This window comes from Arthrobacter sp. StoSoilB20, assembly GCF_019977295.1.
GTDB classification, from domain to species: Bacteria; Actinomycetota; Actinomycetes; order Actinomycetales; family Micrococcaceae; genus Arthrobacter; species Arthrobacter nicotinovorans_A.
In genome coordinates, this window is record NZ_AP024651.1 from 2644568 (window position 1) to 2670468 (window position 25901).

The 25901-nt window shown below is 62.0% G+C and carries 22 protein-coding genes; 5 read left to right on the plus strand and 17 right to left on the minus strand.

Annotated features, from left to right (window positions below):
* Positions 1–52 precede the first annotated feature (52 nt).
* Genes era through LDN85_RS11915 form a run of 4 tightly spaced genes read right to left on the minus strand, consistent with a single transcriptional unit; the run spans position 53 to position 3879 of the window.
* The gene (gene era, locus LDN85_RS11900) at positions 53–1015 is read right to left on the minus strand and encodes a GTPase Era (protein ID WP_026540769.1); all 963 of its coding nucleotides are present in this window, start codon (positions 1013–1015) and stop codon (positions 53–55) included.
* Positions 999–2330 carry a hemolysin family protein gene (locus LDN85_RS11905; protein ID WP_026540770.1) on the minus strand — a complete coding sequence of 444 codons (1332 nt, stop codon included), beginning with the start codon at positions 2328–2330 and terminating at the stop codon, positions 999–1001. The genes era and LDN85_RS11905 overlap by 17 nt, the downstream gene beginning before the upstream one ends.
* Entirely contained in the window at positions 2327–2800 is a 474-nt protein-coding gene (gene ybeY, locus LDN85_RS11910; protein ID WP_026540771.1) for an rRNA maturation RNase YbeY, read from the minus strand. The genes LDN85_RS11905 and ybeY overlap by 4 nt, the downstream gene beginning before the upstream one ends.
* The gene (locus LDN85_RS11915; RefSeq protein WP_035760675.1) at positions 2797–3879 is read right to left on the minus strand and encodes a PhoH family protein; all 1083 of its coding nucleotides are present in this window, start codon (positions 3877–3879) and stop codon (positions 2797–2799) included. The genes ybeY and LDN85_RS11915 overlap by 4 nt, the downstream gene beginning before the upstream one ends.
* Positions 3880–4305: 426 nt before the next feature.
* Between LDN85_RS11915 and LDN85_RS11920 the strand changes: the two genes are divergently transcribed.
* Entirely contained in the window at positions 4306–5178 is an 873-nt protein-coding gene (locus LDN85_RS11920) for a GerMN domain-containing protein (protein WP_035760766.1), read from the plus strand.
* 18 nt (positions 5179–5196) lie between these two features.
* Here LDN85_RS11920 and LDN85_RS11925 read toward each other — a convergent pair whose 3' ends face one another.
* From LDN85_RS11925 to hrcA, 3 genes are read right to left on the minus strand one after another with little or no spacing between them, the layout of a single operon-like run.
* A complete protein-coding gene (locus LDN85_RS11925; protein WP_223943179.1) occupies positions 5197–5961 on the minus strand; it encodes a 16S rRNA (uracil(1498)-N(3))-methyltransferase in 765 nt (254 codons plus the stop codon).
* 2 nt (positions 5962–5963) lie between these two features.
* The gene (dnaJ, locus tag LDN85_RS11930; RefSeq protein ID WP_026540775.1) at positions 5964–7091 is read right to left on the minus strand and encodes a molecular chaperone DnaJ; all 1128 of its coding nucleotides are present in this window, start codon (positions 7089–7091) and stop codon (positions 5964–5966) included.
* Between the two features lie 50 nt (positions 7092–7141).
* Positions 7142–8149 (minus strand): heat-inducible transcriptional repressor HrcA, encoded by a 1008-nt coding sequence (gene hrcA, locus LDN85_RS11935; protein ID WP_223943180.1) that lies wholly within the window; start codon positions 8147–8149, stop codon positions 7142–7144.
* Between the two features lie 179 nt (positions 8150–8328).
* On the opposite strand from hrcA, the gene LDN85_RS11940 reads away from it, so the two are divergent.
* Entirely contained in the window at positions 8329–9180 is an 852-nt protein-coding gene (locus LDN85_RS11940) for a DUF3097 domain-containing protein (RefSeq protein ID WP_026540777.1), read from the plus strand.
* A 120-nt stretch (positions 9181–9300) separates the two neighbouring features.
* On the plus strand, positions 9301–9714 hold the full coding sequence (locus LDN85_RS11945; RefSeq protein ID WP_026540778.1) for a DUF4870 domain-containing protein: 414 nt from the start codon (positions 9301–9303) through the stop codon (positions 9712–9714).
* 84 nt (positions 9715–9798) lie between these two features.
* Here LDN85_RS11945 and hemW read toward each other — a convergent pair whose 3' ends face one another.
* The gene (gene hemW / locus LDN85_RS11950; RefSeq protein ID WP_223943181.1) at positions 9799–11028 is read right to left on the minus strand and encodes a radical SAM family heme chaperone HemW; all 1230 of its coding nucleotides are present in this window, start codon (positions 11026–11028) and stop codon (positions 9799–9801) included.
* Complete coding sequence (gene lepA / locus LDN85_RS11955) at positions 11029–12882, minus strand: translation elongation factor 4 (protein WP_026540780.1); 1854 nt, start codon at positions 12880–12882, stop codon at positions 11029–11031. It abuts the gene before it with no gap.
* Between the two features lie 159 nt (positions 12883–13041).
* On the opposite strand from lepA, the gene LDN85_RS11960 reads away from it, so the two are divergent.
* Both LDN85_RS11960 and rpsT read left to right on the plus strand, forming a co-directional pair.
* Positions 13042–13569, plus strand: a complete 528-nt coding sequence (locus LDN85_RS11960) for a type II toxin-antitoxin system PemK/MazF family toxin (RefSeq protein WP_026546867.1) — start codon at positions 13042–13044, stop codon at positions 13567–13569.
* A 178-nt stretch (positions 13570–13747) separates the two neighbouring features.
* Positions 13748–14008, plus strand: coding sequence for a 30S ribosomal protein S20 (gene rpsT / locus LDN85_RS11965; protein ID WP_026540782.1), 261 nt, complete (start codon positions 13748–13750; stop codon positions 14006–14008).
* Between the two features lie 106 nt (positions 14009–14114).
* On the opposite strand, the gene holA is transcribed toward rpsT, so the two are convergent.
* The 8 genes from holA to LDN85_RS12005 form a co-directional block, all read right to left on the minus strand.
* Complete coding sequence (gene holA / locus LDN85_RS11970) at positions 14115–15131, minus strand: DNA polymerase III subunit delta (RefSeq protein ID WP_223943182.1); 1017 nt, start codon at positions 15129–15131, stop codon at positions 14115–14117.
* Entirely contained in the window at positions 15044–16474 is a 1431-nt protein-coding gene (locus LDN85_RS11975) for a ComEC/Rec2 family competence protein (protein ID WP_223943183.1), read from the minus strand. The genes holA and LDN85_RS11975 overlap by 88 nt, the downstream gene beginning before the upstream one ends.
* 319 nt (positions 16475–16793) lie before the next feature.
* On the minus strand, positions 16794–17354 hold the full coding sequence (locus LDN85_RS11980) for a helix-hairpin-helix domain-containing protein (protein ID WP_223943184.1): 561 nt from the start codon (positions 17352–17354) through the stop codon (positions 16794–16796).
* 337 nt (positions 17355–17691) lie between these two features.
* Complete coding sequence (locus LDN85_RS11985; RefSeq protein WP_223943185.1) at positions 17692–18726, minus strand: DegV family protein; 1035 nt, start codon at positions 18724–18726, stop codon at positions 17692–17694.
* An 8-nt stretch (positions 18727–18734) separates the two neighbouring features.
* Positions 18735–21263 (minus strand): leucine--tRNA ligase, encoded by a 2529-nt coding sequence (leuS, locus tag LDN85_RS11990; RefSeq protein ID WP_223943186.1) that lies wholly within the window; start codon positions 21261–21263, stop codon positions 18735–18737.
* A 301-nt stretch (positions 21264–21564) separates the two neighbouring features.
* The gene (gene glpK / locus LDN85_RS11995) at positions 21565–23079 is read right to left on the minus strand and encodes a glycerol kinase GlpK (protein WP_026540788.1); all 1515 of its coding nucleotides are present in this window, start codon (positions 23077–23079) and stop codon (positions 21565–21567) included.
* Positions 23080–23157: 78 nt separating this feature from the next.
* Positions 23158–23910 (minus strand): MIP/aquaporin family protein, encoded by a 753-nt coding sequence (locus LDN85_RS12000; protein WP_223943187.1) that lies wholly within the window; start codon positions 23908–23910, stop codon positions 23158–23160.
* Positions 23911–24080: 170 nt separating this feature from the next.
* Positions 24081–25865, minus strand: coding sequence for a glycerol-3-phosphate dehydrogenase/oxidase (locus LDN85_RS12005; RefSeq protein ID WP_026540790.1), 1785 nt, complete (start codon positions 25863–25865; stop codon positions 24081–24083).
* Positions 25866–25901: the final 36 nt, after the last annotated feature.

Here is a 25901-nt window from a genome sequence, read left to right on the forward strand (position 1 = left end):
GTCTGGGAAGTTCCTTATCGCGTCTCCATGATGCCGGGGCGTGTCCCTGCCGCTAGAACCCCAGTTTGACCAATTGCTTGGGGTCGCGCTGCCAGTCCTTGGCCACCTTTACGTGAAGATCCAGATAGATCCGCGTGCCAAGAAGGGTCTCAATGCCCTTGCGGGCGTTGGTTCCAACTTCACGGAGCCGGCTTCCACCCTTACCAATGATGATGGCCTTCTGCGAGGGTCGCTCAACATAGAGGTTGACCCGAACATCCAGGAGGGGGTTGTCCTCGGTGCGGCCCTCACGCGGAACGATCTCCTCGACCACCACGGCCAGGGAATGGGGAAGTTCGTCCCGGACACCTTCCAGGGCGGCCTCCCGGATAAGTTCGGCAATCATGACGGCCTCGGGTTCGTCCGTCAGTTCACCATCCGGGTACAGCGGTGGCGACGACGGCATATGGCTGATCAAGACGTCCGCGACTGTGGACACTTGGAAGCCGTCCGCGGCGGAAACGGGCACAATGTCGGCCCAGCCCTGCTCGCCCAGGACGTCCCGTCCCAGGGCAGCGACTGCGAGCAACTGCTCCGTCAATGCCTGACGGTCTACAAGGTCGGTTTTGGTCACCAGGGCAACGATCGGCTTCCTGCCCACAGCAGCCAGCTGAGCTGCGATGTATTTGTCGCCGGGACCAATTTTCTCGTTGGCCGGCAGGCAGAATCCGATGGCGTCCACTTCGGCCAACGTGTCAGCCACGAGTTCGTTGAGGCGCTTACCCAGCAAGGTGCGGGGCCTGTGCAGCCCAGGGGTGTCCACCAGGATCAGCTGCGCATCGTCGCGGTGGACGATGCCACGGATCGTATGCCGGGTGGTCTGCGGTTTGGCCGAGGTAATGGCCACCTTCTGGCCGACCAAGGCGTTGGTCAAAGTCGACTTGCCCGCGTTCGGCCGGCCCACCAGCACAGAGAAGCCTGCGTGGAAGCCACCGAAGTCACTATCGGCATCGAACATCTTATTTTGCTTGCTCACGTGGAACTCCCTGTTGCGTTGAGTCGGCGTCATCGAGTAGGTCTTCAAAGTCAGTGTCTTCCTTTGGCATGGCTGCCGCAATGATGTGGCTGACCCTGTTTCGGCGACCCTCAAGCCTATCGGCCCTGAGCGATATTCCATCCACATCAACGGAACTGCCCACAATCGGGACCTGCCCCAAGGCCTTGGCGAGGAGTCCGCCCACGGTGTCAACCTCGTCGTCGTCGAGATCGATGTCGAACAATTCGCCGAGGTCATCGATGCTCATGCGGGCGCTGACCCGGAATGTTCCATCGCCAAGGTCCACCGCTTCTTCCGCGGCAGCATCGTATTCGTCCACGATCTCGCCCACGATTTCCTCGATGAGGTCTTCAAGGGTCACCAGGCCGGCGGTACCACCGTACTCATCGATCACGATCGCCACGTGGGTTGATTCCTGCTGCAATTCGCGGAGGAGGTCACTGACGAGCTTTGATTCGGGGACGTACCGGACGTCCCTGGCGAGCGAGTCGACGTCGTGCGCTTGCAGCCCGGGCTCGCCCCGGTACATGGCCGCTGCCACGTCCTTCAGATAGAGGATTCCACGGATTTGGTCCGTATTTTCGCCGATGACGGGAATCCTGGAATACCCGGACCGAAGAAAGAGGCCCATGGCCGTCTCCAGGTCCGAGCCCGTGCCGATGCTGACGATATCGGTGCGGGGAACCATGACGGAACGTACCAACGTGTCACCGAAATCAAAGACGGAATGGATGAGTTCGGCCTCATTGTCCTCGATCATGTCCGACTCGGCGGCCCGGTCCACGAATTCGCGGAACTCTTCTTCGCTGACGAATGCGTCGTCGCCGCTGGGGGCGCCGGGAGCTACTGCCTGGCCCAAAGCCACGAGCCAGCCGGGGATGGGTCCGAGAATCCAGCAGAGGAAACGGATCAGTGGTGCAGTGAACCGGACCACCGGGCCGGAATGTGCCCTGCCGAGTTGCCGTGGCGACACCCCGACCAACACAAAGCCAATCACGGCCATGATGCCGGTGGCTGCGAGCCCTGCAAGCCAGACGTTGTCCAGCAGGCTGTGCAGCACGACAGCCACGGCTACGGCAGCAGCCATTTCGAACCACACCCGCCAGAAACGCAGGGCGCGCATATGGGCAATGGGGGCCTTCAGTATCCCGCTGAGGGCTTTGCCCTTGCTGCGGACTATTGATTGCTCGGCTTCATGCCGGGGCAGGAAATTGAAAGCAGCCTCGGCAGCTGTCAGCAGAGCGACAAAGCTGAGGAAAACCAGCGCCATGCCGACCAGGATGATCCAGGTCACTGCATGGTCTCCATGGGGGCATCCTTGCCCAGGAATTCAGACAGCAGTTCCCGCTGCAAACCGAACATTTCTTCTTTTTCCTCAGGTTCGGCGTGGTCGAAGCCAAGGAGGTGAAGGATGCCATGCGTGGTCAGGAGCAGCATTTCATCCTGCGTGGGGTGGCCGGCGTTGCGTGCCTGGACTTCGGCCACCTGGGGACAGATGGCAATGTCCCCCAGCATTCCCTGCGGAGTGGGCCTATCCGGAGTTCCGGGGGTCAGTTCGTCCATGGGCACGGAAAGAACGTCAGTGGCACCAGGCTCATCCATCAGCTCGATGTGGAGCTTCTCCATGGCAGGCTCATCGACCAGGAGAATGGAAAGCTCGGCCTGCGGATGGATGTAGAGCCTTTCGAAGATGAAGCGGGACAACGTCACCAGCTGGGCTTCGTCCACCGCCACACCGGACTCGTTGTTGACTTCAATACTCATTGACGTTCTCCACGTTTGTAATGGTTGGCTGGTGCGTCCTTGCGGTGCGCGTCATCCCAGGTGCTGTAGGCGGAGACGATATCGGCCACGAGGCGGTGGCGAACGACGTCGGCCGCCTCCAGGATGGAGAAGTTGACGTCGTCTATGCCGGTCAGGATCTCCCGCACAATCCGAAGGCCCGACGTCGATCCCAGCGGAAGGTCGATCTGGGTGACATCCCCGGTGACCACCATCTTCGAACCGAAACCCAGACGGGTCAGGAACATCTTCATCTGTTCGGGTGTGGTGTTCTGCGCTTCATCAAGAATGATGAAGGCGTCATTAAGGGTGCGTCCACGCATGTACGCCAAAGGTGCCACCTCGATGGTGCCGGCAGCCATCAGCCTGGGGATGGATTCGGGATCCATCATGTCGTGGAGGGCGTCATAGAGCGGGCGAAGGTACGGATCGATCTTGTCGCTCAACGTACCTGGCAGGAATCCGAGGCGCTCCCCGGCCTCTACGGCCGGGCGCGTCAGGATGATCCTGCTGACTTCCTTCATCTGGAGCGCCTGCACAGCCTTGGCCATGGCAAGGTAGGTCTTGCCCGTGCCGGCCGGGCCGATGCCGAAAATCACCGTGTTGGCATCGATCGCATCCACGTAGTTCTTCTGGTTCAGCGTCTTGGGACGGATAGTCTTGCCCCGGCTGGAGAGAATGTTGTGCGTCAAAACATCGGCGGGATTCTGCACAGACTGGGTCCTCAACAGGGACACCAACTGTTGGAGAATATCGGGGGTCACCACAGTCCCCTTCGCCACCAACCCGCGCACTTCCTCAAGGAGGCGCATGATACGGGGAATCACCGTGGAGGGACCGGTCATGGAGAGCTCGTTGCCACGAACATGGAAATTGACGTCCTGGAACTGTTCCTCAATGAACCTCAGGGCTTCGTCGTGGCTGCCCAGCGAGTGAACCATCTGGTCGGAGTTGTCGAACGTGACGACTTCCGTGCGCGTGCCCGGTAAAGTGTGCGGGAACTCGTTGGGCTGCTGGTTGCCGTTGCCGGTCCTGAGCCGCCCGTTCAAAGATTCACTCATAGTGTTGGCCCTCAGGCCTTTTCTCCTCCGGTTGGTCCTTACTAACACCATCGATTCGACTTTCGCTGCGGACTCTCGCAGAACGCTTTGATGCCGGAATCTCTTCAATCCTACGCCAGCCCGGCCCCGGGCGAACCTGTCTCCCCGGCCACATCCGGCACCCAGGGAGGAGGCGGACAGATTGTCTCAACTCGGCATCAAGCCGGTATCAATCATGTTTCAGTTGGCCTTCTCCCCCCTCAAACCCGGCTGACCGCCGTCGACGATGTGCCAAGCTGGCATAGCGGGTGGAATCAGATCCCCGCAACCCAGCCAAAGACGGCTGCAAAAAACCATGCAAGGCAGGACAGGAAACCCATCAGGAAAACAGCCAGCAACGCACCAGGCACCAACAAGCGGACCAAATCCGCCGTTGCCGTGCCTGCAATGCTTGCCGTCCTCCTCCTGACAGGTTGCATCGCCAACGGCGGCGGCTCCCAGGCCACCCCCACTCCCCCTCCGCTGACCGTTCAGGATGCCCCGGCCAGCAACGCACCGCTGGAAACCACCCAGGCGTCCACCAAGATTCCGGTCTACTGGATTGGACGGAGCAAGGAAGAGGTCTACCTCTACCGCGAGTTCAGGGACATTACGGGCGATGGAAATCCTGTGACAACGGCGCTGAAGATCATGATGGCGGAAAAGCCCTTGGATCATGACTTCTTCACACCGTGGCAGGAGCCCTCCAGCCTGGCGACTTCCATCTCGGGAAAAAACGTCATCACAGTCGATATTTCCCGCGATGCCTTCAACTCGAACCTGGACGCCGGCATGGCCCAGCGGGCCGTGCAGCAACTCGTGTACACCGCGACCGCTGCAGCGTCATCGTCAGGGCTGATCAATTCGGGCCAACAGATCCAGGTGGTCATCCTGGTGGACGGCCACAAGGACTACATGGCGTTCGGTCAAGTCCAGCTGGGCGAGCCCATGACCCGTGACGCATCCTTGGTGGCACCCCTGTGGATCATCGATCCCCAGGAAGACACCACCCTGCCCACCGGATTGGTCAAGTTCAACGGGCGGAGCACTGACAGCTCCAAACCGATCTCCTGGCAGGTCCTGCAGGACAACGGCAAGGGTGAGAAGACCAGCCTGCTCACCGGCCAAACGCAAGCCACTGGCGAACCCGGGCAATATGGCCTGTTCACCTTCGGCGCCACGTTGAAGGCAGGTCAGTACGAGGTACGCGTTTCCCAAGTGGACAATGCCGGCAATGCCATCGCGACAAGCACGGACACCCGGCTGTTCAGGGTCGGCTAGCTGTTCAGGTCCGGCCGGCTACCAGCGGCCCAGGATGTCGCTCGCAAGAACGACGGCGGCCGGTCCCGCCGTCGAAGACCTCAAGACGTGATGTCCCAAGAGCGCGGTCACAGCACCGGCGTCACTGAGCCGGGTTACTTCCCGCGGTGAGATTCCCCCCTCAGGCCCGACGATCAAGAGCACTTCCCTGGGAACGGCAGCACCAGAGGCTGCCCAGGCCTCAAGGACGGTCCGCAACGGGTTCTTGGCGTCTTCGTGCAAAATGATGGCGAGGTCGCTGGCGGCAACGGCTTTGGCCAAGGACCCGGTGTCCACCATGGTCCTTACCTCGGGGATCCATGCCCGCCGTGCTTGCTTGGCCGCAGCCGCCACCACGGACTCCCACTTCGCATGGGCTTTTGCGGCACGGTCGGCCTTCCATCGAACAATGGAACGTTCTGACTGCCACGGAAGCACAGCATCTATTCCGAGTTCCGTGGCCGTCTCGATGGCCAGTTCGTCGCGATCGCCTTTGGCCAAAGCCTGGACCAGCACCAAACGGATGTCCGGCCTGTCTTCGAAGACGACGTCTGAGGCGGTGACTGTCAGGCCCCCGGGACCGGCCTCGGCCACCACACCGGTCAGCCTCGCGCCGGATCCGTCGGCTATGTCAACGGATTCTCCCACCCCAAGGCGTTTGACCGTGACGGCGTGCCGCGCCTCCGGACCTTCCAGCACGAACGTGCCTCCCGGGCGTACGTCGTCAAGGCTTCCGGCGGAGGTGAAGAAGACGGGGTTGCTCACCGCTACAGGTTACCGAGCTTGTCCCGAAGCTTGGCGAACATGCCGCCGCTGGCCACGAGCTTGCCTTCGGTGAACTGCTCCCCGCGAAGTTTCGCGAGCTGCTGCAGCAGCTCCTCCTGGGCAGGATCCAGCTTGCTGGGTGTTTCGACATGGAGGTGTACCTTGAGGTCGCCGCGTCCGTATCCCCGCAGGTGCGTCACACCCAGACCCCGCAGGGTGATGATCTCGCCCGACTGGGTTCCGGCCTTGACGTCGATGTCCTGTGCGCCGTCGAACGTTTCGAGCTGCAACTCAGTGCCCAAGGCCGCGGCCGTCATAGGCACGCTGAGGGTGGCGTGGAGGTCGTCACCTTCGCGCATGAACATGGAATCGTTGTTGACGCGGATCTCCACGTAGAGGTCGCCGGAGGGCCCACCCGCGGGGCCGGCTTCACCTTGGCCGGACAACTGGATACGCGTGCCGGTGGCAACACCGGCGGGAACCTTGATGGTCAGGGAGCGGCGGCTGCGGATACGGCCCTGTCCGTTGCACTCGTTGCACGGGTCCTTGATGACCGTGCCGAAGCCCTCACAGGATCCGCAAGGAGCTGCGGTCATGACCTGGCCAAGGATGGAGCGGACGGCTCGCTGGACCTGTCCGCTCCCGCCACAAATGTCGCAGCGTTCCGGGTGGGTTCCCGGGCGGCAGCAACTGCCGTCACAGGTGGGACAGGTTACGGCTGTGTCCACTTCCAGCTTCTTGTTGACGCCAAAAACGGCGTCCTTAAGGTCGATCCGGACGCTGATGAGTGCGTCCTGGCCGCGTCGGACACGGGAGGCAGGCCCGCCATGACCACCGCCGCCCCCAAAGAAGGTGTCAAAGATGTCCTGGAACGCGAAGCCCTGGCCGGCGTAACCGCCACCATAGCCGTTGTCCGTTCCATTCTCGTTGCCGGTGGCATCGTAGACGCGGCGCTTCTGGGGATCGGACAGGACCTCATAAGCATGGGTCACGGCCTTGAACTGTTCCGCGACATCCTCTCCCGGGTTTACGTCCGGGTGGAGTTTCCGCGCCAACTTGCGGTACGCCTTTTTGATCTCTTCCCCGGTGGCTTCCGGCGAGACTCCCAAAACGTCATAGTGGCTGCTCAAAGTCGGTTTCTCTTCCTTGTTGTACTGCGGATGTTTCTTCGGACCGGCGTTCAGCCGCCGAGAATGCGTGAAAGGTAACGGGCCACGGCCCGGACTGCGGCCATGGTGGTTGGGTAATCCATGCGGGTCGGGCCCAGGATGCCCACCTTTGCACCGGATCCGTAACCCGTGGCCACCACGGATGCTTCCGCCAGTCCGTCGTAGGGATTCTCCCGGCCGATGCTCACGGTGACGCCGCGTGGATCATCTCCCATATCCGACAACAACCGGAGCATCACAACTTGTTCCTCGAGGGCTTCAAGCACCGGACCGATACTCAACGGGAAGTCCACATTGGACCTGGCGAGGTTGGCTGTACCGGCCATGAGGATACGTTCTTCGCGGCTGTTGTCACTGAGGGCCTGCAACCCGTTCGCCAACGTTTGGGCCAGTCCCCGAAGCTCCGGCGGGCACAGGGCAACCACCGACGGCAGGACTTGCGGCAACAGGGCCAATTGCGTTCCGGCGATGCTTCCCAGGAAGCGCGACCTCAGTTGCATCAAAGAGTCGTCGCCCACGGCCGAACCGGTTTCAATGACCTTCTGGCCGACGCTGCCAGTATCGGCAATCAACACCACCAACACCTGTTGGGGGGCCAACAGCACAAACTCAACGTGCCGCACCAGGGCTCGGTTCGAGTGTGGATACTGCACGACGGCGACCTGGTTGGTCAGTTGCGACAGGAGCCTGACGGTACGCTCCAGGATGTCGTCGACATCATCAGGGCCTTCAAGCAACGAATGGATGGCTCTCCGCTCGGCCGCTGAGAGGGGCTTGACCTGGGAGATGCGATCGACAAACAGTCGATAGCCCTTGTCGGTTGGAATGCGGCCGGCACTGGTATGGGGCGCTGCTATGAGGCCTTCTTCTTCAAGAACTGCCATGTCATTGCGGATGGTGGCGCTTGAAACACCAAGATGATGCCGTTCCACGAGGGCCTTTGATCCCACAGGCTCCCGCGAATGTACGTAATCTTCAACGATGGCACGCAGTACTTCCAATTTGCGCGGCTCACTCATTGCTCCACCTCCTGACAACTGCCATGGCCACCGGGGCCGGGTCCACTTAGCACTCAACATGCCCAAGTGCTAACCAGTCTAGTATGAGCCACCCCGTTGCTAGCATTGAACTTTCCCGGTCCAGCCCGATACAAACCAACCCGGCACAAAAATTAACCCAGCAAAAAGGTAGGAATTCCTTGGCATTCGACACGTGGGGTCCCCAGGACCTGTCAGCTCCTGCCAAACGCCAGCTGCCGGAAGTAGCAGTCCAGCGCGGGATGGTCCTTGAGGACGTCCAGTCGGGATGGGTGGGCGAAGTCACCCGCGTCGAAAAAACCGGCGGCATGCACATCGTGGCCCTTGAAGACAGGCGGGGCAAGACCAAGTCTTTCCAGCTTGGTTTCGGCTTCCTGCTTGAGGGGCAACCCATCCGGTTGATGCCCCCGGCCCCGCGCCAAGCGCCGTCGGCTGTCAGTAACGGGCGCACTGCTTCGGGTTCGGTACGGGTTCAGGGACACCGGGCACAGGTGGCCAAAGCCAGCCGTATCTGGGTGGAAGGCAAGCACGACGCCGAACTCGTCGAGAAGGTCTGGGGTGACGATCTCCGGGTAGAGGGCATAGTGGTGGAGCCCTTGCACGGTGTGGATGACCTCAAGTCTGCGATCTCCGCATTCAACCCCGGCCCCGGTCGACGCCTCGGCATCCTGGTGGACCACCTTGTGGACGGTTCCAAGGAATCACGGATCGCCGCTGACGCCATGACGGTTCCCGGAGCAGCAGGCAACGTCCTCATTGTTGGACATCCCTACATCGATGTGTGGCAGGCCATCAGACCCAAAGTGCTGGGCATTGAGGCCTGGCCGTCAGTGCCCCGCGGGACTGACTGGAAGACCGGGATTCTCTCTGCTTTCGGCTGGCCACACGAGAGCGCTGAGGACGTGGGCCTCGGCTGGCAGCGACTCCTTGGCGCCGTCCGAAGCTACGCCGATCTTGAAGCTTCACTGCTGGGCCGGGTGGAGGAAGTCATCGACTTCCTCACTGTTCCGTGACGTTGCCCCCAAAGCAGCAGCAAGTAACGTGTCATCTAGGCGTTTGTCCTGTGAAGCTGGTCGGGGCCGGTATTCTGGGACAGCAACACCGCAGCATCTTTACAGTAAAGGGAACACACCGTGGCAGAGAACGCTCCTGAAGAACCGGGCAGCGCCGCAGGCCAGCCCCAGTACCATGGCGCGCCTGCAAACGCGCTGCCTTTGACTGCCAGCGAGGACAGGCAGTGGGCTACTTTGGCACACTTCGGCGGCATTCTGGGTTGCCTGCCCTCGCTGCTGATCTACCTGATCTTCCGCGACCGCGGACCGTTCACGGCGCAGGAATCCAAGGAAGCGTTGAACTTCACCCTGCCTCCAACCATCGCCGCCGTTGTGGCGAACATCCTGGTGCTGCTGCCGGTGGTGGGCAACATCTTCGCCGTGATCGCCACCGGCATCTGGGTAGCCTTGACCTGCTTCTCAGTCTCGGCCGGAATCAGGGTCAACCATGGCCAACCGCACCGCTACAAGATCAACCTGCGCTGGGTTAAGTAACCCACCACGCCGCTGCCCGGCCAGGAGCTGGCCGGGTGCGAAAGCGTCAGCCGGGCAAACAGGCATCAGCTGGGCAACCAGGCATCAGTCGGGAAGAATCCTGCGGACCACGGCGTCCGCCAAGAGGCGGCCCTTCAGCGTAAGGATCAGGCGGCCCTTGAAGGCCTGCACGGGATCCACCAGTCCGTCGGCGATCAGCCCGGCCATTGCATGGCGCCCCACCGCGTCCAGGGCATCTACTGACAACCCTGTGCCAAGTCGGGCTTCGAGCATGATCCGTTCGACTTCCCGGGTTTCGGCATCCAGTGTTTCCCGGCCCGCTGCCGGCGAGCTTCCGTTGCCCAAACGTCCGGCATACGCCGAAGGATGCTTCACGTTCCACCAGCGGACACCCCCAACGTGGGAGTGCGCTCCAGGGCCGACGCCCCACCAGTCGTCACCGCGCCAGTAGGCCAGGTTGTGCCTGCATGCCTGCTCCGGAGTCCGGGACCAGTTGCTGACCTCGTACCAGTCCAGGCCGGCTTTGGAAATCAATTCATCGGCCAACTCGTATTTGGCCGCGTGATCGTCGTCGTCGATTCCGGGTACCTCACCGCGGCGGATCTGGGCCGCGAGTTTGGTGCCGTCTTCGACGATCAATGCGTAGGCACTGATGTGATCGGGCTGATAGGAAAGAGCCGTCTCGAGGGACAACCGCCAGTCCTCCATGGACTCCCCCGGCGTACCGTAAATGAGGTCCAGACTCACTGCGAGCCCGGCCTCTCGGGCCCACTGGACCACCAGCGGCACCCGGCTGGGGCTGTGCGTGCGGTCAAGGACCTTCAGCACGTGCGGTACCGCTGACTGCATGCCGAAGGAGACCCGGGTGAAGCCGGCATCGGCCAGCACTTTCAAGGACTCAGGGGTCACCGAGTCGGGATTGGCTTCGGTGGTTACCTCGGCTCCGGGCTCAAGCCCCCAGTGGTTGACCGCGGAGCGCAGAATCAGGGCCAGGTCTTCGGCAGGGAGGAGCGTGGGCGTGCCCCCGCCAAAGAAAACGGTACTCATTGGGCGCCGTGGCAGCCCTGAGGCCTCCAGCGCAATAGCCGCGAAGCCAAGCTCGGACACTGCTGTTGAAGCGTAGGCATCCTGCGAGGCCCCACCACCGAGCTCGGTGGCCGTGTAGGTGTTGAAGTCACAGTAGCCGCATCGAACGGCGCAAAACGGGATATGGACGTAGAGCCCGAACTTACGGTGCTCGACGCCGGCCAGCACCTGCGGCGGAAGAAGTCCGTCCGCAGGTGCTGGATCGCCCAAAGGTAGGACGCTGGGCATCTACTTCTTGGCCTTGTCCTTGGACTCGTCGGTGGTCAGGGCTGCGATGAATGCCTCCTGGGGCACCTCAACGCGGCCCACCATCTTCATGCGCTTCTTGCCTTCCTTCTGCTTTTCCAGAAGTTTGCGCTTACGGGTGATGTCACCGCCGTAGCACTTGGCAAGAACGTCCTTGCGGATGGCCCGGATGCTCTCGCGGGCAATAATGCGCGATCCGATGGCCGCCTGGATGGGAACCTCGAACTGCTGCCGTGGGATGAGCTCACGGAGCTTGCCGGTCATCATCACACCGTAGGCGTAAGCCTTGTCCCGGTGGGTGATGGCGCTGAAGGCATCGACTTGTTCACCCTGCAGCAGGATGTCCACCTTGACGAGGTCTGCAACCTGTTCGCCGTCGGCTTTCCAATCCAGCGAGGCGTAGCCGCGGGTCTTGGACTTCAGGAGGTCGAAGAAGTCGAACACAATCTCGGCCAACGGAATCCAGTAACGGAGCTCCACGCGGTCCTCGGAGAGGTAGTCCATGCCGCGCATCTGGCCGCGGCGGCTCTGGCACAGTTCCATGATGGACCCTACAAACTCGTTGGGTGCCAGGATGGTGGCCGAAACCATCGGCTCGCGAACCTCGGAGATCTTGCCCGTGGGGTACTCACTGGGGTTGGTGACGTGGATGACCTTTTTGTCTTCCAGGGTCACCTCGTACTCCACGTTGGGAGCTGTGGAGATAAGGTCCAGGTTGTACTCACGCTCAAGGCGCTCACGGGTGATTTCCAGGTGCAGCAAGCCGAGGAACCCCACGCGGAATCCGAAGCCCAGTGCCGCGGACGTCTCGGGCTCGTAGACCAGAGCGGCATCGTTGAGCATCAGCTTTTCAAGGGCGTCGCGAAGCACGGGGTAGTCGGTTCCATCCAGTGGATAGAGGCCGGAGAAGACCATCGGCTTTGCGTCAGCGTAACCGCTGAGTGACTCTGACGCCGGCTTGGCCAGATTGGTGACGGTATCTCCGACCTTGGACTGCCGGACATCCTTCACACCGGTGATCAGGTAACCGACTTCACCGACGCCAAGGCCCTTTGACGGCGTGGGCTCCGGGGAGCTCACGCCAATTTCCAGGAGCTCGTGCGTGGCCCTGGTGGACATCATCTGGATGCGCTCACGCGGGTGGAGCATGCCGTCCACCACGCGGACGTAGGTGACCACGCCGCGGTAGGTGTCATAAACGGAGTCGAAAATCATGGCGCGGGCCGGAGCATCGGGATCGCCCACGGGAGCAGGAAGATCGCGGACAATCTTATCCAGAAGGGCCTCAACGCCTACGCCGGTCTTACCGGAGACCTTGAGGACATCCTCAGGGTCTCCGCCAATGAGATTGGCAAGTTCTGCCGCGTACTTCTCAGGCTGGGCAGCCGGAAGGTCGATCTTGTTCAGCACGGGAATGATGGTGAGGTTGTTTTCCATTGCCAGGTACAGGTTGGCAAGGGTCTGGGCCTCAATGCCCTGGGCAGCATCCACCAGCAGCACTGCGCCTTCACAAGCGGCGAGCGAGCGGGAAACCTCATAGGTGAAGTCGACGTGGCCGGGGGTATCAATCATGTTCAGGGCGTAGCTGTTGCCATCAAGTTCCCACGGCATGCGGACAGCCTGGGACTTGATGGTGATGCCGCGTTCACGTTCGATATCCATGCGGTCCAGATACTGGGCCTTCATGTCGCGTTGCTTAACGACGCCGGTGTACTGCAGCATGCGGTCGGCCAGGGTGGACTTACCGTGGTCAATGTGGGCAATGATGCAGAAGTTCCGGATGATGGCCGGATCTGTTGCGGCGGGCACCGGTGCGGTGCGGGCCATGGGAGACACGCAGGATCCTTACTGTCGACACTCACGCGGCAATTCCTGGAACCGGGCATAGGCCAGCCGGAACACGCCACGCATCTGATCCTCTAGTCTCCCATGAACCAGGGCTTCGCCGTACATTGCATGCCCGGCCTTGGCAGCACGCCGCTGTAGCGTGGTCACATGGCTTTCGACTTGCGCCCTTTGGGCAAACTTCTCCTGCGATCATTCAGGGCCCTCGGCGGCAACAGCACTAAAGCAGCCACTCCCCCAGGTGCCGGCAGGACGAAGGCCCTGCGGACCGACGTCGTACATCGGCAAAGCGCCTATCCCGGCGACTTCCGCGGTTCGCTCAAGGTCAGCTACTCCCCCAAACCCGATGGCCGGCCAGACCCCGGTGAGATTGTGTGGAGCTGGGTTCCCTACGAAGAGGACCACACCCAAGGCAAAGACCGTCCCGTCCTTTTGGTGGGGCGGGACAAGGAGTGGCTCCTGGGCCTGATGCTGACGTCCAAGGACCACGATAAAGGCGCGCGTTCGGACGACTACGTCGACATAGGAACCGGCCCTTGGGACCGGCAAGGCAGACCGAGCGAGGTCAACATTGGGCGCGTCATCAGGCTGGATCCCGGTGCGATCAGACGCGAAGGGGCCGTCCTGGGGAAGTCCCGGTTCCGGGAGGTTGCCCGGGCCCTCCAGGCGCGAGAGTAGACGGTTTTCACCCGCGGTTCTGTGTTGAGTGCAACTTTCTGCTATCCTTTATAGCTGTGTGTCCGTGCAGGTCGACGGCCCCACATGGTTGGCTGCCATAGGTATCCCCACGCCGCTCAGTCGATGGCCAACCTGAAAACCCTCTAGACCATTTCCGCATTAAAAAGAGAGTTCATACGTGGCTAATATCAAGTCCCAGAAGAAGCGCATCCTCACCAACGAGAAGGCACGCCTGCGTAACAACGCAGTCAAGTCCGAGCTGAAGACGGCCATCCGCGCCGTAAGCACTGCCGTTGAGTCTGCTGACAAGGATGCTGCTGGAACTGCACTTGCTGCTGCCAGCCGCAAGCTGGACAAGGCTGTCAGCAAGGGCGTTATTCACAAGAACAACGCTGCAAACCGCAAGTCGGCGATCTCCAAGAAGGTCAACGCACTCTAAGGTTTTACAGTTCGACTGAGCTGATCAAAAGGCCGGCACCCATCGGGTGCCGGCCTTTGGGTTTAACCTGCCGTGGAAACGGCCAGGCGACAACGCATGCCGGACCTCAGCGGCGACTTGCCGAGGTCGCAATCACCGTCACGGCGTGTTCCACGGCGTACACGGGGTCCCGCGACTCGCCCTTCACCTGTGCGTCCGCTTCCGCGATGACCTGGATGGAGCGGATCAGACCCTCTGGGGTCCACCGCCGGACGTCCCGCTGTGCCTGCTCAACAAGCCAGGGCTGCATTCCCAAATTTTTTGCGATGGTCGCTGGCGAACCATTGGCCCCCGCAACTTTTGCCAACGTCCGCAGCTTGGCCGCCAGCGCTGCAACCAAGGGAACCGGGTCCACCCCCGTGGCAAGGGCGTGCCTCAGGGTCGACAGTGCCACCGGCCCGTTCCCGGCCATCGCAGCATCCGCCACTTTGAATGCCGTTGCTTCGACCCTGCCGCCGTAGTAGCGTTCCACGGTCTCCGCCGTCACAGCGGTAGTGGCATCGGCGATCAACTGGTTGCACGCCGCTGCCAGCTCGGAAAGGTTGGCGCCCACAGCGTTCACCAGCGCCTGGACAGCTTCGCCCTCAATGCGGCGGCCTCCAGCACTGAACTCCGAGACGACGAATGCTGTCTTGTCCGAGTCCTTCTTCAGCGGCTGGCAATCGATGACGGGCCAGCCGGCGGACTTCACGGCATCGAGCAACTTTTTGCCGCGCACCCCTCCGGCATGGCGCAACACGAGGACGACGTCCTGGTCCGGATGCTGGAGATAGGCCAGCCCGTCCGCGAGGAAGGCGTCATTCATGGACTCGAGGCCCTCGACCTCAATCAGCTTGCCCTCACCGAAAAGGGACGGCGTGACGGTCATCGCCAGGGAACCGACCTCGTAGGAGGCTGCGTTCAGCCGGCTGAGCTCGACGTCAGGGGTGGTGCCTCGCACCTGGGTCCGGATGGCGTCGATGGCCCGGATACCGAGATAATCTTCCGGTCCCATGATCAGGACGACGGCGGCCGGTGCCGCATCCCGCCAACTGACGGTGTTCGCCGCGACGCTCTTGGCCCGGGTGTTTTGGGCAGCAGCCACAGGTGGTTCCTTCCGGACGTTTCTTTGCAGGATTCAAGTCTGCCATGTTTGGTAGTGCCCTGCTCCCGGGGTGCCAACAGAGAATCGAGTCGCGTTGCAACAACCCCGTGCAGTTCCATGACGCGACGCTTCACATCTGCAGGGTGCAGCGCCATCCATACGGCCAGGAGTGTCACCACCGAGGAGAGCACCATTGCCGCTATCCCAACGGGCCCCTCGGCCCAGGCCAGAGCAGCTCCGGGTAATCCGGAAAAGAACCGTGCCACTCCCGCAACCATCCCAGCGCAGGTCCCGGCGACAGCGATGGGCACCACCGCGAGCCAGGGCAGTGCAGTGGCCAGAGCCACGGCGATCGTACCGAAGATTGTTACCGGCGCTACCAAAGGACCGGCCACGACATTGGCAATCAGAGCGAACGTTGTGAACTGTGGTTGAAGAGCTATGATCACGGGGCCGCACAGCAGCTGCGCAGACAACGGCACGGCAATGCCGGCAGCCAACCACCGTGGTACCCAGTCAGGGATCCACGACGCGATGCGTGCCGCAAGCAGCACAATTCCGAGCGTCGCCAGGATCGAGAGCAGAAACCCCACGTTGGCGGCCATTGCTGGGTCCAGCAGTAGCAGGATGGTTGTGGCGAGGCAGAGGAAAGTCAAGGAACGTCCACGCAGACCACCCGTCAAAGCAGCCAATCCCACCGCCCCCATGACTGCGGCCCGTAAGACGCTTGGATCCGGCCCCACCATCATGACAAAGGCAAAGAGGCCGCATGCTGCAAAGATCCCGGCTGCCGGGCGTGGAAGCCGAAAACACCGCGCCAACAAAATGAAGCCACCTAGGATAAGAGAACAGTTGGCTCCCGAAACGGCCGTTAGGTGCGTCATTCCCGTGGTCTTCATGGCCGTTTCCAGGCTTTCCGGCAAGGCGCTGGTGTCGCCTGTCACCATTCCGGGAAGCAAGCCCGCCGCATCCGGAGGCAGCCAGTCAGCAGCGGAGACAAACCGTTTCCTGACGTCGGCCGCAGTTTGCCTGGCATCGAACCCGGAGTCCGTCACGACAGGAGCAGAGGACGCGCTGAGAAGCGCTGCTTCTGGTTGCCCCTCCCGCACCTGCTTCAGCGTTCCGGTTGTTCTGACGCTCTGCCCCGCCCGCACATTCTGCCAGGCAGCACCACCCGTCACAACGATGTCGGCAGTTCCACGCACCACCCTCCCGTTGGACGTGAGATCTATCAGGCTCGCATCAACCGTCCACCTGCCGTCACTGGAATGCCCCGGTGCAGGCGCCGGTGCGGGGCTGCCCGTGATGAGTATGTGGACGAGGACCCCATCATCGGCTGCCATTGCCGGGGCCAGTGGTCCCTTCTCACGGTTGTCTGCAATGACAGCACAATGAACCCCAACAGCGGCGCCCAGCACACATGCGAGGGCGAGTGTGGCAAACAGAGTTCTGGGCCTTAGTCCGGAAGGCCTTTGTCCGGAAGGCCTTTGTCGATGTCCCACAACCAGGAGCACCCCTCCCAGCAAGCCCAGGGCACCCGCCAACACAGCAGACCAGACTGCATCACTGAAGCAACCCATCAGCGCAGCTGACCAGGTGATCACCGCCACCGGCACCAGCCTCAGGTCCAGGCGTTTTCCCGTTTCCGGACCTCCGGCAGACTCAGCCACCCTGCACCGTCACCAACTCCTTCAGTGACTCCATGAGCTTGGGTCCGATCCCATCTATGGCGTCCAGTTCGTCCACCGACGCGAAGGCTCCGTGCTCTTTCCTCCAGTCGAGAATTCGCTGGGCAGTTACTGGACCCACCCGAGGCAAAGTCCCCAATTCCTCCAAGGTGGCTGTGTTGATATTGACCTTGGTTGTACTGCCGCCCGAGTTGCCGGTAGCGGCACCGCTGCCTTCAAGCGGGGAGGGGGCAGCATTCGGGGCCTCCCCCGCCACGGGAACAACCACCTTAACTCCATCGCTGAGAACCTCGGCAAGGTTCAGCCCGGAAAGTTCAGCCTCGGGAGTTGCACCTCCGGCGGCATCTATGGCTTGGAAGACGCGGCTACCGAGCGGCAACGAAACGACACCGGGCTTATTGACGGCTCCCGCGACATGAACAAGGAGACTCCCCCGGGGCTCCGTGGCTGCTGACTGCGTTGGTTCGGACGAATCCGGAACAGCAGGGCCAACAGATGCAGAAGGATCCAGCGGTTCTGATGATGGCCGGTCCATTGACGACTGCCATATAGACCACGCAATGAGCCCTGCCCCTACGATGGCCAGGAGTACGGCCACTCGCCAGGGTGTCCGCCACCGAAGGCGGGGAACGCGAACCGAGGCGTCCTGCTCTTCCTCTTCACGAGCGGAAAAAAACAGATCAGTGCCTGGCAGTTCCAACAAGGGAGAACTTGGACTGCCGCCCGCCATTCGGGAAGTAAAGCGCTGCCGTGCTGCCTGGGCGGCGGCATCTGGGGACGCATCCCGGTTCCGGCGTGGCATACAACGAGCCTATTGCCGGCAATCCGATGACTGCCGGGGCCAAAGGCGCTATGTGGATAAGAGGGACGAATCAGTCCGACGGCGTGCTGCTCTCCCCCACAATGACCGCCAGAACGCCCAAGCCCGCATGCGCAGCCAGTACAGCCGGAAGGGCACTGATCTGGGGCGGCGGGCACGTGGGACATTTCTCATTGAGCCTTGCAGCCAGGGCTTCGGCCTCCACCTGATTGCCAAAGTGGTGAACTGCCAGGCGTTGCTGCCCAGCCGGACGTGATGCGACATCCGCAGCAACGATCTCTTCCAACCGGGCAATGGCGCGCACAGCGGAACGGACCTTTTCCAACGGAACGATCTTGCCGCCGTCGACCGCCAATATAGGTTTGATCGCCAGAACCGTACCGAAAAGAGATGCAGCGGCACCGATTCGGCCTCCACGGCGCAACTGTTCAAGGCTGGGAACGTAGAAATAGACCTTGGTGCGCTCCATGCGCCGCTCGGCGAACCCGCGGACTTCCCCTGATTCCTGCCCATCAGCGGCGGCAACCACCGCGCTCTGGACCCCCATGCCCTGCGCCATACCCACTGTTCGGGAATCCACCACCTCAACGGGAATGCCGACACGGGCTGCAGCCAAGCGGGCGGCATCGGCGGTTCCGGAGAGTTCGGAGGAGATGTGAATGGACACCACGGATTCAAAACCGCGGCGCTGGGCTGCAAGGTAGGCCTGTTCAAACTGCCCGGGTGATGGCCGCGACGTCTTGACCGAGGCGCCCGAGGCGAGAGCCAAAGACAGGGTTTGGGTGATGTCGTCCTCGCCCTCGCCGTAAATTTCGTTGCCCACCATGACCGGCATGGGAACCACTGCAAGGCGTCCGTCAGCGGTAAAGGCCGATACCCAGTCCGGCGGCAGGGCAGCGGCGGAGTCAGTGACGACTGCAGTCTTGACGACGGCGGCCAGCGGCACGTCAGCCACTGGAGCCGGCGCTGTAGGCTGCCTGAGGCGCGCCACTCTTTCCTTGAGCCATATCCATGCGGGTGGTTCTCGCTCAGGCACGCAACCTCCAAAGATGATGGCTGGCCGCCGGCACAGTGCCGGCGACCGCACAATCCCCGCTAGGCAGGGACGATGTTCACCAGTTTAGGTGCCCGAACGATCACGGTGCGGATGCCGCGGCCGTCCATGGCCCGCTGAACGTTTTCGGAGGCCAAAGCGAGCTCACGGAGCTCGTCCTCTGTGACGTCCGGCGAAACTTCCAGGCGGTCGCGAACCTTGCCTTGGACCTGAACCACAGCGGTAACGGTGTCCTGCACCAGCAGCGCGTCGTCGTGCGTGGGCCAGCCTGCGTTGGCTACTGAAGCCGGGTGGCCGAGGGTGTTCCAGAGGTCTTCGGCCGTGTATGGCGCAAAGAGGCTCAGGATCACTGCAACGGCTTCCACCGCTTCGCGAACGGCGGGGTCCGCTGCACCTGCACCTGAATCGATGGTCTTGCGGGTAGCGTTGACCAGCTCCATGAGACGGGCCACCACAACGTTGAACTTGTTGTTGTCCAACAGTTCCGCGGCATCGGCAATGGTCTTGTGCGTGACTGTGCGCAGGGCGCGGTCACCAGTTGCCGGGTCTACTCCTGGCTCACTGTCAACGTCCTGGCCGAGCCGCCAGGCCCGGGCCAGGAACTTTGCCGAACCCGACGGCGAGACGTCCGCCCAGTCGACGTCGTCCTCCGGTGGGGAGGCGAAGACCATGGTGAGGCGCACGGCGTCGACGCCGAACTTGTCCAGCTGCTCCCCCAGGTCCACACCGTTGCCCAGGGACTTGCTCATGGCTTTGCCGCCATTGAGCACCTGGCCCTGGTTGAGCAGGGCCGTGAACGGTTCGTTGGCTTCGATCAGGCCAATGTCCTTGATGACCTTGGTGAAGAAGCGCGCGTACAGCAAGTGCAGGATGGCGTGCTCGACGCCGCCCACGTACTGTCCCACCGGCATCCAGTTGTTGATCTTTTCGGGATCGAACGGGCCTTCGGTGTAGTCAGGAGAGACGAAGCGCAGGAAGTACCAGGACGAGTCCACGAACGTGTCCATGGTGTCGGTATCGCGCTGGGCGGCCCGGCCACAATTGGGGCACTCCACGTTGACCCACTCGACGGCGGCGGCCAACGGGGAGGTTCCCTTCGGCGACAACGCCTCACCGCGCAGGTTATCGGGCAACCTGACCGGCAGCTGGTCATCGGGGACGGGCACTTCTCCACATTCACCGCAGTGAATGATGGGGATGGGGGTGCCCCAGAAACGCTGGCGGCTCAGCAGCCAGTCACGCAACCGGAAGTTGACAAACTTCTCGCCCGTTCCGAGCTTCTCCAGGATCTGGATCGCAGCCGGAATTGCCTCGGACTTGGACAAGCCATCCAGGTCACCGGAATTCTTCAGGGTGCCTTCGCCGGCAGTGGCTACGCCAGTCTCTGCAGGATCCTCGGCACCGGTCTCCAGCACTGCCCGGACAGGCAGGTTGAAGGCCTTGGCGAAGTCCAGGTCACGCTGGTCGTGCGCAGGCACGGCCATGATGGCACCTGTGCCGTAGTCGGCCAGCACATAATCAGCGGCCCATACCGGGAGCTTCTCGCCGTTGAGGGGGTTGATGGCGTAGCGGCCGGTAAAGACGCCGGTCTTCTCACGTTCAGTGGACTGGCGCTCAATTTCGGAGAGTGCCTTGACCTTCTCGCGGTAGGCCATGAGTTCGTCGTGCTGTTCCGGGGTGACCAGGTCCAAAGCCAAATGCGCGTCAGCTGCGACAACGAAGAACGTAGCACCGTAGAGGGTGTCCGGACGGGTGGTGAAGACAGTAACTTCGCGCTCGGCCCGGTCTTGGGTGGCTTCGATGACGAACCGCACGTGGGCGCCTTCGGAGCGGCCGATCCAGTTGCGCTGCATTGCCAGAACGCGTTCAGGCCAGTGGCCCTGCAGCTGGTCCATGTCCTCCAGCAAGCGGTCTGCGTAGTCGGTGATCTTGAAGTACCACTGGTTCAGGGACTTCTTGGTAACAGGCGTACCGCAGCGCTCACAAGCGCCGTTGACAACTTGCTCGTTTGCCAGAACCGTGAGGTCCTTGGGGCACCAGTTGACCGGTGAATCCTTGCGGTAGGCCAGGCCACGCTCGTAGAAGCGCTTGAACAGCCACTGGGTCCACCGGTAATACTCGGGATCCGAGGTGTGGATGCGGCGTGACCAGTCGGCAGAGATGGCATAGCGCTTGAACGAGGCCGCCTGGGTATCAATGTTGGCGTAGGTCCACTCACTGGGGTGCGCGTTGCGCTTGATCGCAGCATTCTCAGCCGGCAGGCCAAAAGAGTCCCAGCCAATGGGGTGCAGGACGTCGAAGCCCTTCTGGCGCAAGTAGCGGGCAACCACATCGCCCATGGCAAAGGCTTCGGCGTGGCCCATGTGAAGGTCGCCGGAAGGGTAGGGGAACATGTCAAGCACGTAGCGGCGCTCCCGCGAACCGTCGTCGGCCGGCGTGAAGACTTTGAGGTCTTCCCAGACCTGCGGCCACTTGGCTTCCATCGCAGCGAAGCTGTAGACGCCCTCTTCAGGCGTTTCAGCTGCGGCTGCCTGTGCTGTTCCGGTCTCTGTCTCCGGCTGAACGCTCACTGCTGCCCTCTTCTGTTCTTTGGTGGCGGTTTTGACTCCTGCTATGGGACCGGACGGTCCCGGACACACAAAAGCCCCTCAACAATGGAGGGGCGGCCGCACGGCTAAATAAAGCCGGGCGGCTAGCTAAGCAGAAGGATCGCACGCATAGATCTACAATAGCGCACGATCAAACTTCCACGTCGCATCGAACGGCTTACAGAGTTGACGGTTGAGTTGATGGCAGCCGCGCCTCGCCCGGGTGTGGTGGGCACCGCGAAGCGGGCGGGGCAGGCGCGGCTGCCATCAACGTCAGGTTGAACTACTTAACGTCCTCGTCGACCCAATCCATGGACTTTGTTACGGCCTTCTTCCAGAGCCGCAGCTGGCGCTCCTGCTCCTCTGCCGGCAGCTGCGGTTCCCAACGCTTGTCCTCGTTCCAGTTGGCGCTGAGCTCGCCCAGGTCCTTCCAGAATCCGACGGCCAGGCCGGCTGCGTAGGCCGCGCCCAGGGCAGTGGTTTCCACAACCTTCGGTCGGACCACCGGTACACCAAGGATGTCGGCCTGGAACTGCATGAGGGCCTCGTTGGCGACCATGCCGCCGTCGACCTTCAACTCGGTGAGCGGAACGCCGGAGTCCGCGTTGACGGCGTCCAGCACCTCCCGGGTCTGGAAGGCAGTTGCTTCCAAGGCTGCCCGGGCAATGTGCCCCTTGTTCGCGAAACGGGTCAGCCCGACGATGGCACCGCGGGCATCTGCGCGCCAGTAGGGTGCGAACAGGCCGGAGAAGGCGGGGACAATGTAAACGCCGCCGTTGTCCTTTACACCGGCAGCCAATTCCTCTACTTCCGGGGCGGAGCTGATCATGCCCAGGTTATCGCGGAGCCATTGGATCAAGGAGCCGGTGACCGCGATGGAGCCTTCAAGCGCGTAGTGCGGTTTGGCGTCTCCGAGCTTGTATCCCAGCGTGGTGAGGAGTCCGTTCTTGGAGTGAACGATTTCCTCGCCCGTGTTGAAGATCAGGAAACAGCCAGTGCCGTAGGTGTTCTTCGCTTCGCCGGCCTGGAAGGCCGCCTGGCCGAACGTTGCTGCCTGCTGGTCTCCAAGGATGCCGGCCACAGGTGTTTCGCGCAGAAGCTGCGATGTGTGGACCTGGCCGTAGACCTCGGAGGAGGACTTGATGGTTGGCATCATGGAGGCAGGAACGCCGAAGACATCCAGGATTTCCTGGTCCCATTGGAGCGTCTCAAGGTCCATGAAGAGAGTGCGGGACGCGTTGGTGACATCGGTGACGTGGACGCCGCCGTCAACTCCGCCGGTCAGGTTCCACAGGACCCAGGCGTCGGTGTTGCCAAACAGGAGGTCACCGGCTTCGGCGCGTTCGCGGGCGCCGTCCACGTTGTCCAGGATCCATTTGATCTTGGTGCCGGAGAAGTAGGTGGCCAGCGGGAGGCCGACCTTCTGCTTGAACCGTTCGAGCCCGCCATCCTGGGCCAGCTGGTCAACGATCGGCTGGGTACGGGTGTCCTGCCAAACAATGGCGTTGTAGACAGCCTCGCCGGTGTTCTTGTCCCACACCACAGCAGTTTCGCGCTGGTTGGTGATTCCGACAGCGGCGATGTCGTGCCGGGTCAGGTTCGCCTTGGACAGCGCCGAGGCGATGACCTCACGGGTGTTGTTCCAGATTTCGGCGGGGTTGTGCTCAACCCATCCGGCCTGGGGGAAGATCTGCTCGTGTTCCATCTGGCCGGTGGAGACGATGTTGCCGGAGTGGTCGAAGACGATTGCGCGGGAGCTTGTGGTGCCCTGATCAATGGCGATGACGTATTGATTCATGGTGACGTCCTTGTCTGGGTTCTAATCGTTACTGGTTGCTGGTGGTGAATGAGGGTGTGTGCGGTCGAGTGGGGCGGATCAGCCGGCGATCGCGGGCATGATGTCGGGAACCCACATGGCCACGAGGCCTGCAAGTGCGCCACCAACCAGCGGTCCCACGACAGGGATCCAGGAGTAGGCCCAGTCACTGCTGCCCTTGCCCTTGATGGGAAGGAGGGCATGTGCAATGCGGGGGCCGAGGTCACGGGCAGGGTTGATGGCGTAGCCGGTGGGTCCACCGAGGGAAACACCAATACCAACCACGAGCAGCGCTACTGCCAGCGGCCCGAGGCCCGAAGGGGTGCCGCCGAAGGTCAGGATGACGAAGACCAGGACGAACGTGCCGATGATTTCGGTGACGAGGTTCCAGGGGGTGGAACGGATGGCCGGACCGGTGGAGAAGGTTCCGAGCTTGTTCGCCGCCAGGGGTTCTTCATCGAAGTGCTGCTTGTAAGCGAGCCAGCAAACTACGGCACCCAGGAAGGCGCCCAGCAATTCAGCGCCGAAGTAGGTCAGGGTGGACGCGAAATCCACGGGAACGCCGGGGGCGTATTCTGCTTTTTGATTGACCAGCAGGCCCAACGTCACGGCCGGGTTCAGGTGCGCGCCGGACTTTGCAGCCACAAAAACGCCCGCGAAGACCGCAATACCCCAGCCCCACGTCACCATCAGGAACCCGGCGTTGTTGCCCTTGGTGCCTTTGAGCGCGACGTTTGCCACGACACCGCAACCCAGCAGGGTCAGCATCATGGTTCCGAATACTTCGGAAAGGAAAACAATTCCAAGAGACATCTTTGACTCCTCATTTTTCTGTTGTCGGCCCCCTCGCGGGTGACGAGGCCGTTTGGGACGGTTCCGGTGTGGGGAACCGTCCCGGTGCAGTGGTCCCCCGTCGGGACCACTTGCCCTCTTCCGTCCCTGCCGCACGCAGGGACGGTCAAGCTGTTATGCGCTGTTGCGGCTCAGGCTACGAGACTGTGAACGTCAACCTTGTGGAAGCGCTTCAGTACGTCCTGGGCGTGGCGGATTTCGGCTTCCCGGGCAGCAGCGTCCCAGCCCAGCGGTTCGGCCAGTGCAGCAGCAATCTCGTTGAGCAGCTCGCCGGTAACCAGGCCACGGAACGCCAGGGATGTCCGGCGGATCAGGACATCAATGAGGTGCCCGATCTGCTCATGCTCTGCCATGAATGCCAGCTCACGGACGCTCAGTTCGCGCGTGGAACGCAACGGCTGGTCCTGTCCTGCGTTGAGGTATTCAATGACCGCCTCGGCCCTGGTTCCGTAACGAGTCAGCAGCCCGGCAACCCGGTCTGCGTCAAGGCCCGGACCCATGTGCTTCTTGATCCATTCCTGCTCGCCCTGTTCAGTGGCAGGGAAGCCGGCGCCTCCACCGATGGCGAGTTTCGCCGTCGAGACTTTGCGCTCCATGCCCAGTTCGCGCAGGACGTCGTTGGTCATGTGCTCGGCCAAGGCGCGGAACGTCGTCCACTTGCCGCCTACCAGGCTGAGTACGACGGCGGCCTTGCCGCCTGGCGTTGCCACCGCACCGTCACCGGTGCGGACGCTGCGCTCAATGCGGTAGTCACGTGAGACGAAGCCCGGCTGGGTTTCGTCGTGGCGGGGCAGCGGACGGACGCCTGCGAAGCTGTAGACGATCTGGTCCCGCTCCACCTTGATGGTGGGGAACACGTGCCCGACGAGGTCAAAGAAGTAGTCGATCTCTTCTTCGGTGCAGACGGCGTCTTCGGACATATCTGCGTCCACATCCGTGGTGCCTACCAGCACGCGGTCCCCCATGGGGTAGATCAGGACGATGCGGCCGTCAGTGTGCTCGAAGAAGATTTCCCGGCCGTTACAGGCGGCAAGTAGTTCCGGATGGTCCAGGACAATGTGCGAGCCCTTGGTGCCGCCCATGAACTTGCTGACTGCGCCCATGGCCTGGTTGGTGAGGTCCACCCAGGCACCGGTCGTGTTGACGATCACATCTGCCTGGAACTCAAACTCCCTGCCGGTGAGTTCATCACGGAGCAGGACCCCGTCCTGCCCCATGGAAACGAGGGAGACGTAGTTGCTGGCGCGGGCACTTCCACCGGGAAGGCCGCCGCCAAGACCTGCCTTCTCGCCATCCTGGAGGACATCGAGGGTCAGGCGCTCAGGGTTGTGGACCGAGGCATCGAAATAGGTGGCCGCATACTTGATCCCCGAGTGAAGCTTGGGAAGCTCCGCAAGGGCCCTGGTCCGTCCACGGAACTGGTGGCGGGGTACGCTTCCGCCGTCACGGGAGAAGAAGTCATACATGCTCAGGCCGACCTTGATGAGGAAGGCACCGCGTTCCTTGGGCTTGCCCTGCTTGTGGGTCAGGAAACGCATGGGTGCGGAGAGGATTCCGGAGAAGGTGCTGAAGATGGGGATGGTGGTCTGCAGTGGCTTGACGTAGTGCGGGGCGATCCGCAGGAGCCTGTTGCGCTCAACCACGGATTCCTGGACCAGGCGGAATTCACCGTTTTCGAGGTAGCGGATGCCACCGTGGATCATGTGGGAAGAGGCGCCACTGGCACCTTGGCAGTAGTCGCCACGTTCAACAAGGGCGACATCCACACCTTGCAGGGCAAGATCGCGGAACGTTCCCACGCCGTTGATGCCTCCGCCGATGATGAGTACCTTTGCCGTGGGCCGCTCCTGCAGTGCAACGACGGAGTCGCGCTGCTGTGCGTGTTGTGAGGTACCGGAAATCCTGTTGTGTCCCAAAACTGCTCCCTTGGGCTTGGTTCGTGCGCCGCGCCT